This window comes from Candidatus Magnetobacterium casense, assembly GCF_019173545.1.
Taxonomy (GTDB): Bacteria; Nitrospirota; Thermodesulfovibrionia; order Thermodesulfovibrionales; family Magnetobacteriaceae; genus Magnetobacterium; species Magnetobacterium cryptolimnobacter.
This window is the reverse complement of the sequence record NZ_JABXWD010000268.1, coordinates 1-4,944: the sequence shown is the minus strand read 5'-3', so window position 1 is coordinate 4,944 and position 4,944 is coordinate 1. Positions and strand designations below refer to the sequence as shown.

At 48.8% G+C, this 4,944-nt stretch carries 3 protein-coding genes; 1 reads left to right on the top strand and 2 read right to left on the bottom strand.

All coding sequences use genetic code 11. The features are described 5' to 3' along the window. Positions 1-519 precede the first annotated feature (519 nt). A complete protein-coding gene (locus HWQ67_RS13010; RefSeq protein ID WP_218253121.1) occupies positions 520-2,397 on the top strand; it encodes a hypothetical protein in 1,878 nt (625 codons plus the stop codon). Positions 2,398-2,445: 48 nt separating this feature from the next. Here the strand turns inward: HWQ67_RS13010 and HWQ67_RS13005 are convergent, their stop codons facing one another. Then, complete coding sequence (locus tag HWQ67_RS13005; protein ID WP_218253120.1) at positions 2,446-3,261, bottom strand: rhodanese-like domain-containing protein; 816 nt, start codon at positions 3,259-3,261, stop codon at positions 2,446-2,448. A gap of 189 nt (positions 3,262-3,450) precedes the next feature. Beyond that, entirely contained in the window at positions 3,451-4,728 is a 1,278-nt protein-coding gene (nuoF, locus tag HWQ67_RS13000; RefSeq protein WP_425340725.1) for an NADH-quinone oxidoreductase subunit NuoF, read from the bottom strand. Positions 4,729-4,944: the final 216 nt, after the last annotated feature.

The window sequence follows — 4,944 nt, the reverse complement described above, 5'->3', positions numbered from 1 at the left end:
TGAAAATGGATTCCCGTTTTCACGGGAATGACAAGAAATGGTATTTTGCGCCCATCTGTGTCATTCCTGCGTAAGCAGGAATCCAGAAAGTGCGAAACCATAGTTTATACTGAAATGACGCAGGTTTTTTCAGGCATGATATTTGAGTGTGAAATAATGGGGTCAAGGGGACTGGTCCCCTTGCAGGGGGTTCTGAAGGGGGCCAGGAGCGTCCTGGAGCGACAAGAAGCGGAGCCGCCCCTTTCTTTCTTGTATGCAAGCAATTTTGATACCCGAAAAAACTCGAATCCGATCAGTATACTCCATGGAGCAACAGTCCCCTCATTGCCATTGCTTTAGATTTTCGGGGATGAACTCAATGTTCCTCGGCAACTCATCTCAAAAAATTGACACTACGCTTTATTGTCTTGATAAATATATTTGAGTTGTTATATACTTTTAAGGGAATGTATTTGCATGTATTGAAGACAATGACAGGCCAGGACAACAAAAATATGACACAGGAGGATAGCGTCTGATATGGAGACAAACGAAGAAAGTGTAGTTTTAAATCGCAGAAAGCACCTTAGATATTACATAAACAAGGTAGCGGTGGGTGCACCTGGCAGCATTGTCGAAATCAGCTCCAGGGGGGCAAGACTCAAAAAGAACAAGGCTGAGATGTTCGAAAAACCTGAGATGGTAATACCTATAGCTGGCAGACAGCTCAAGGTTCGGGTGGTATGGCAGGACGACAAACAGGCCGGTTTGGCTTTCCTTACGCCATTTGACGACTGGCAGTACATACAGAAAAACGTCAAACGCCTAAAAGACGCTTCCTTCAGGGCACAAAACAAACTCTCCGACGAGGCTGTCACAGAATTCATACGCAAAGAGTCTTTATCCACCATCATCACCCTCATGGCCGAACTGGAATCTAAGAATACCAACCTGGCAATATTAAAAGACCTGATATATAAAATTCCCGAACTTACCAAGATGATAGCAGAGAAGGCCAACATCTTCAGAAAAGACGACGATTTTGTCTTGCAGGACGTGGACTTCGCCATCAAACGCCTTGGCATAGATATGGTCAAGAAGGTTTCGTCCGATTACGTCAAGATCGAACATGACAGGTCAGAGATGTCCGATGAAGACAGCTCCTTTGATATGCTCAAGACCTTAAAGGCCGTGATGCTCCCAAAGTTATCTCCATTCTTTGGCTATAAGGATCAGAACGGCATAGCCAATAACATAATGAATATGGAGACAAAAGGTATAGAGGTACTCATGGCAAAGGGCAGAAAAAACATGAATGCCTACTACAAGGACCCTTCCCAGATATACTCGGAGATGACCAGATTCCTTGAAACCATGGCCTATGACAAAGACCTTATACAGATAAACCACCTCTACGTGCATAACTTCATGAAATCGCTGATAGAACTCTTTGATGGTTATATGCTGGCCTATCTCTGCCGCAACCCCCACTACGGCATCGATAAGAAAATAAAGCTCAACGTAAATAAGATAAACCTAAGCTTTGGATACATCGCATACCTGATATTTATGACTGCCGAGGCAATCATAGAAAGCAAAAAAACCTCCATAAACGTCCTGCTCAACAGACTGCTCAAGACCGGTATGGATAGTGACAGACTGCTTACCTTCATGGACAACATCGTAAAGGAGGCCAACTCCATCCTCAAAGACATTGGTCGCAAGGGTAGCATCAAGACCATGAGCACAACCAGAACATCCGTCAGGACAAGGGACTTGTTTGCAAAGGACCCCCAGAGCACAACGTTTGTAAACAACATCACCCGGTTTACCCAAACAAGGCGATTGATTATCAGATATGAAGACGAACCCTACACACACTACATACTGAGCAAGCTCATCGACTCCGAGGACTTCAGCATGTACTCAAGTATGTTTTGCGTAATCCCCTGTGAGAACCTTGTGCAGGATGATATGTCTCTTGAATCCTTTAGTTATTTCGGCCTTGTTATCCTGAAAAATTTTGACAGGCTGAGTAAAAATCTACTGCGAAGTCTGCTCAAGCTATGGGGTACGTTTGATGGCAGCATCATAATGACCTTTTCCACATACGGCATCTTTGACTATCAGATGAGGGACCTGTTTAACTTCCTGAATCCGTACATAGTTGACTTCCCGTCGCCATTTAGCGATGAAAAGATATACAGGAAAATGGTCGAACAAATCTTGTCCTACACAAATCCCTACTCGGGCAACACGGACTTTACAGGCGCCAAGTATCTGCAGGACATATTGTCGATGAATCAGATAAGGGGCACCGAGTTACTCCCAAAAGTGCAAACAGCAGAACCAAAGCCGGCAGCCAAAAAACCGCCGGATGAAAAAACCCCGCCTATTGTTAACAGAAAACCGATATAAACAGGGAGACCCATTAAGACAATCTCCCTTATCCACTCAACAGTCCGATCAAGCAACTAGGACACTGGCCATCTGCCTTATGTGTAAGAGTTCCTCATCGGCCATTGCCCTGAAAAAAGCCCGTTGTTGCTCATCACCTGCCATCCTCTGAAGATAGGCGTAGAGGTCATAGGAGTTGGCCTCTATGGTCATGGATAGCTCTATGATGTCGGAGACGTCTTTGCCCTGACACCACTGGATGGTTTCTTCTATGTTGAGCAGGGCCTCCATCAGGTGTGGAGTCTCTTTACCGATCTTTTCCACGTCGTACTTACCGGTGATGTTGGCATACTGTTTTTCGATATTTGCCTTGTGTTTGTCTTCGGCCTCGGAGAGCTTTGTAAACAGGGCGATGGCCTCCGGTTTTTTGGATAAGTCCTTGCAACTGCTGTAGAATATGCGCAATCCCTCCTCAAGCGACCAGGCAAGGGAGACAACGGTTTCAAAGGCAGCGCCAACAGGAAAAAAGAGACTCTTTACCTCCGGATGCCCCTGTGCCTTAAGGCCGTTATAGGCGTTTATGCCGCCATCGAGATTATACACGTCGGTGAAGCTGCCGTTGATGAGCATGGCCGCTGCCGACATACTCCTGTTACCGCTGCGGCAGTAGACGATGACAGGGCGGTTGGTTGGAAGTTCAGACATTCGATCCGGTATCTCACCCAGGGGGATTAGTATCGCTCCGGGGATATGACCACGCTCGTACTCCTGTGGCTGGCGCACATCTAACACATTATAGTCGTCACGATGCAGGCCGCTTATAATCTCCCGAATCTGGTCTGCACTCTTTGTTGGTATCTTTCTATAAAAATCAACTACTGACATATTCTTCTTTACTCCTTATTTCTTTGTCTACATTAAAACTAACAGAATTCCCCCCGCCGTGTCAAGAGCTACGTGAGTAGGGGTAAGCGCCTCGGAGAATTTTATGAGTCGTCGATAGTTTACGCTGTCTTTTAGGATTCAGTTCTGGGCAGGATTGGGGTCAAGGAGGGAAGGCAATGCCTCCAGTTCTTATTCAGTCTTGTGGCTTTGTGGACAACGTTTATGCTTTATATGGTACTCGATCTCCTCGGGGTATAGCTTCAGAAACGTCAACAGTACGTTTGCGGCCCCATCGCCGAGGGGACAGAAGGTCTTGCCCACTATGTTTCCGGCAACGTCGCGCAACGTCTCCACGTCAGTTACCGTGGCCTGTCCTCGTTCGATCCTGGCCAGTATGTTCCTCATCCATCCGGTTCCCTCACGGCACGGTGTACACTTGCCGCAGGACTCGTGCTCAAAAAATGCCATTGCCCGCTCATAGACCTTCACCAGACACACGGAATCGTCAATGACAATCACTGCCCCCGAGCCTAGCTGACTACCGGCCCTGGACAGACTGGTGAAGTCCATTGCACAGTCTATGTTATCTGGCGCCAGTATTGGGGTTGATATCCCTCCGGGGATCACGCCCTTGAGAGTCCTGCCTTCTTTGAGTCCACCGCAGTGGTCATAGATAATCTCCCGCAATCTGGTGCCCATAGGCAGCTCGTAGACACCGGGACGGTTTACGCACCCGCTTACGGAAAATAGCTTTGGTCCGGGGCAATCCCTGTTTCCTATGCCGGTATACGCCTTGGCCCCCTCACTGACAATGTAGGGGATGTTTGCAAGGGTTTCAACGTTGTTGATTATCGTCGGCTTGCCCCAGGCGCCCGTATTGACCGGAAACGGTGGCTTGATCCGTGGTTGCCCCCTCTTGCCCTCAAGCGACTCGATAAGTGCCGTCTCCTCGCCGCATATGTACGCCCCCGCACCCATATGCACCGTCAGGTTAAAGCGGAAGTGACGTGACATGATGTCGTTGCCCAGGTAACCCCTGTCGTAGGCCTCCTGTATGGCACGTTCGAGGATAATCCGAGCCTGTGGATACTCCCCGCGCAGGTATATGTAGCCACGCGTCGATTGCAGCGCATAGGCAGAGAGCACCATCCCCTCTATGAGGAGGTGTGGGTTCTTTTCGAGTATCGGTCTGTCCTTGAAGGTTCCGGGTTCTCCCTCGTCGGCGTTGCAGATGAGGTACTTAGGAAACTTGGGGTCCAGTGCGGCAAACTGCCACTTCATCCCCGTAGGGAATCCGGCCCCGCCCCTGCCGCGCAAGCCCGAGGCCTTGACCTCGTCGATGATGTCGCGCGGGGTTAGATCAAGCACTCCCTTTTCGAGGCTCTTATAGCCGCCACCCCTTATGTACTCGTCTATGTTGGCCGAGTCAGGGCTGTCTGTGTTCCTGAGCAATATACCTTCTGACATACAATGTATACGGTAACATTACCACAACTCTGGTGCTCATGTCAACCACGCAAATTGCCTGGGTGCATAAACTTTTGGTGGGTAAGATAAACGGGGTCAAGGGGACTTGGTCCCCTTGCAGGGGAGGTCAAGGAGGGGGCGGAGCCGCCCTTCTTGTAGGGGGTAGGGGGCGAAGCCCCCATTCTTTCTTTGACGAAGCCACCAACTACTTTCTTA

Coding starts and splice junctions, on each gene's coding strand:
- nuoF (WP_425340725.1), bottom strand. CDS start 4,728: ATGTCAGAAGGTATATTGCTCAGGAACACAGACAGCCCTGACTCGGCC.
- HWQ67_RS13005 (WP_218253120.1), bottom strand. CDS start 3,261: ATGTCAGTAGTTGATTTTTATAGAAAGATACCAACAAAGAGTGCAGAC.
- HWQ67_RS13010 (WP_218253121.1), top strand. CDS start 520: ATGGAGACAAACGAAGAAAGTGTAGTTTTAAATCGCAGAAAGCACCTT.